Here is a 2,490-nt window from a genome sequence, read left to right on the forward strand (position 1 = left end):
GACAGCCTCCGGGCTTCGCCCGGAGCAAGCGAACGGTTGCGCTGCGCGCAACCGTTGCGCTCCCGCTCCGCGTGAGCGCCAGCCGGGCCACTGCGTGGCCCGGCGTCAACTCACGGGCTGCGCCCGCGAGTTGGGCGCGCCGCGCTCCGCGCCACGCGCCAGCGGCCGCGATGCGGCCGCCCTCGCTCCCGCCCGGATCGGGGCCTCCGCTGCGCTCCAGCCCCAACACCCCGCGCCTCGGGGGGAACTGTGGGGAAAAGCAGCAGCAGTAGGAAGGGGGAGGCGGTGGGAGAAGAAGGCGCGGGACGAATCGAGGGAGCACGGGGAGAGGTGACGGAGGGTCACGCAAGCCTGAAAGGCCAGGGCCGGGGCGGGGTCTGGAATCACGATTGACTGACCTCCCGTCAGGCTGCTTTCCGGCTTCGATAGGGCCAGACTAACAGGATCGAGCCACGTTCGAGGGATTTTCTCGGTTGTTGCTGCTTCATTTTGAAGCACGAGATAGACTCTGGACTCAGCTAGCAGCACCAGTGAGAGGGTTCGGGCCTTTTGGATCAGGCTTCCTCTCGCCAGATCAGTCCCGGCGATCCGGTCCAGGTGGCTTCACCGTAGCCACTCGCACACTGTCTACGTGCAGGTTTCCCGTTTCCTGCCACGTAGGAACCCCCACTGTCCTACAGGAGAAGGCAGATCGGAATGGCAGCAATGGAACTCCGCCCCCACCAGCGAGAAGCCGTGGACGCGGTACTGCGCGCCCTCGAATTGCCTGCAAGATCTCTTGTGCCGGAGGGTGGCCTCCGAACTCAGGTGATCATGGCGACCGGATCGGGCAAGAGCCTCGTGGCCACCCGGAGCGCTGAGGAGCTCCACGCGGGCCGGGTCCTGGTGCTCGTGCCCTCGTTGGATCTGCTCGCCCAGACCGAGGCTTCCTGGCGTGCTGGAGGTCGTACGGGCCCGATGATCGGGGTGTCGTCCCTGCGCGGGGACCAGGTGACCTTCCCCAACACCACGGACGTGGACGAGCTGGTCTCCTGGGTGCGGCCGTTCGACAAGGTGACCGTGTTCGCCACGTACGCCTCGCTGGGGCTCGGCACGCTGGAGCGCGCCCACGAGGCCAGCCTTCCTGGCTGGGACCTGATCGTCGTGGACGAAGCCCACCGCTGTTCCGGCCGGATCGGTAAGCCGTGGGCGGTCATCCACAACAACCAGAAGATCCCTTCCCTGCGCAGGCTGTACATGACGGCCACGCCGCGCCTGTGGCAGCTGGACGAGGACTCCGAGCAGGGCGCGCCGGGCGAGCTGGTGGCTTCGATGGAAGATGACCCCAACGGCCCGTTCGGCAGCAGGTGTTTCACCCTGACCTTGTCGGAGGCGATCGACCGGGGCATCTGTGCTCCGTACCAGGTGGTGTGCGTGGACGTCACCGACACGCAGCTCCAGGCGGCCGTTCTGCTCGGTGCGGACGGGCGCTCGGAGCAGGTGCGTGGGGCCCGGCTCGCCGCGCTGCAGACGGCTCTGGTGAAGGCCGCTTCGGAGGAGGGCTTCCGCCGCACGCTGTCGTTCCACCACCAGATCCGTGAGGCTGAGGCGTTCGCGGCCGGCCTTCCCGACGTCGCCGCGCAGCTGCACGACAGCGATCCGGAGCTGTACCCCAAGATGATCTGGGCAGATTGGCTGTGCGGTGATCACAAGCCCAACCACCGGCGGCGGGTTCTCGGGGAGTTCGCCGACGGGATCGCCACGGACGGCACGGTCGTGGAGAAGGGCTTCCTGAGCTCGGTGAAGGTGCTCGGGGAAGGGGTCGATACCCGGGAATGTGACTCCGTGTACTTCGCGGACGTGCGCGGTTCGATGCCGGACCTGGTCCAGGCCGTGGGCCGGGCGCTGCGGATGCAGCCCGGCGAGGGCAAGATGGCGTCGCTCGTGGTACCGGTGCTGCTGGGGCCCGGGGAGACCGCGGACAACATGCTCACCTCCCGGGCGTATGGCGGGTTGGCGAAGCTCCTGGAGGCCCTGCGAGCACATGACGCCCGCATCGTGGAGGCTCTGGCGCAGCAGCAGGCTCCGAGCCGCTACAAGCCCGTCCAGAAGGGCGAGAAGGCCAAGGCGAAGGGTGCGGGCGAGGGCGGCGCGTCGGGACCGGCGAAGGCGTTGCTGAAGTTCTCCACGCCGCGTGACCCGGCGCAGCTGGCGCTGTTCATCAACCTGCGGGTCCTCGACCCGGAGCACGAGCACTGGCGGCGCGGCATCGAGGCCGCCGTCCTCTACGCCCGCGAAGTGGGCGACCTCAAGGTGCCGTTCACGTACCGGGTGCCGACGGGTGAGGAGGCTCAGGCTGAGGGGTGGCCGGCCTCACTCGCCAATTTCCCGCTGGGGCAATGGATCGCCGACAACCGGAGGTTCTACGCCCGCGGGACGCTGGACGAAGAGCGTGTCGAGCAGCTGGAGGAGATCGACCCGTCGTGGTGCCCGGCCTGGCCGGTGGAGTGG

At 68.4% G+C, this 2,490-nt stretch carries 1 protein-coding gene; it reads left to right on the forward strand.

Features of this window, described 5'->3' with window-relative positions; genetic code table 11:
• Positions 1-705: 705 nt before the first annotated feature.
• The coding region (locus tag ACFVYK_RS20115) for a DEAD/DEAH box helicase family protein (protein ID WP_389775847.1) at positions 706-2,490 on the forward strand (1,785 nt) is incomplete at its 3' end.

Origin of the sequence: Streptomyces sp. NPDC058291, assembly GCF_042880855.1 — a bacterium.
Lineage (GTDB): Bacteria > Actinomycetota > Actinomycetes > Streptomycetales > Streptomycetaceae > Streptomyces.